This window comes from Pseudomonas sp. FH4, from assembly GCF_000510915.2.
In the GTDB taxonomy this organism is placed as follows: domain Bacteria; phylum Pseudomonadota; class Gammaproteobacteria; order Pseudomonadales; family Pseudomonadaceae; genus Aquipseudomonas; species Aquipseudomonas brenneri.
On record NZ_AOHN01000053.1, the window covers coordinates 1 to 804 of the forward strand.

1 protein-coding gene and 1 pseudogene are annotated in these 804 nt (G+C 61.8%); both read right to left on the minus strand.

Annotated elements, in window-relative coordinates; translation table 11 throughout:
* Positions 1-544 (minus strand): phage tail protein (locus H097_RS26595; protein ID WP_032863571.1); only part of this gene is annotated, 544 nt, incomplete at its 3' end.
* A 9-nt stretch (positions 545-553) separates the two neighbouring features.
* Positions 554-804 (minus strand): annotated as a pseudogene (locus tag H097_RS26600) (phage tail protein); the annotation flags it as partial.

The following is an 804-nucleotide window of genomic DNA, read 5'->3' on the forward strand; positions in this document are numbered from 1 at the left end:
TGGCCAGCTTCAGCCCGTCGCTGAAAAAGCAGGCCCGGCCGAAGGTGTCACGGTTACTCAGGCGCTCGCGCTCGTCGATGCCATGCAGGCGCACGGTGAAGTCGTGTTGCCAGGTCTTGGCGTCAATGGTGATTCCGGTCAGCGCCTGGGCGCCGTCGAACACCACCAGGAAGTTGCGGGTAACGTTGTTGCCCAGCTGCAGCGGCGGGATGTTCTTGCGCTTCTGCTGCAGTGGCACGTAGGCCACGGCCAGCAACACGCCTTCGGCGGTCTCTAGGCCGATCCAGTTCCAATCAAAATCCCCGATATCGCTACCGAGCATCAGGCTATAGACGATCTGGTTGGGGTTAACAAAGCCTTTTTGCGTGACGTCATAGCTCGCCACCAGGTGCGCGGCCGGCTTCGGTGCTGCTCGATCTACCTGGCCGTTCGGGTCCAGCCCGGGCACGTTGGCCAGGACAAACCGGGAAACGATCAGGGGCTGTTGTGCGCCTTGTTTTTGCGCAATCAGGCTTTCACCTGCAAGGGTAATGCTGGCTCCCATGGGGGGCTCCTACAGGCTGGCGACCAGCGTTTGCTGATCGTCGTTGAAGTCCACCGCGACGATGCGCAGTGACACGGGGGTGATGGTCACGAAGTCATAACGCCGGCATGTGCGGCCGTACTGCTGGATCAGCACCCGCAACAGCTCGGGATTCTGCGACAGCTGGGAGTCGGAAAGGCGCAACAGCACCACGTCCCAATCCCGATCGGGCATACGCTCGTCGATCTCGACGTACCCCACGCCGAGGCGCTGCAGGATGC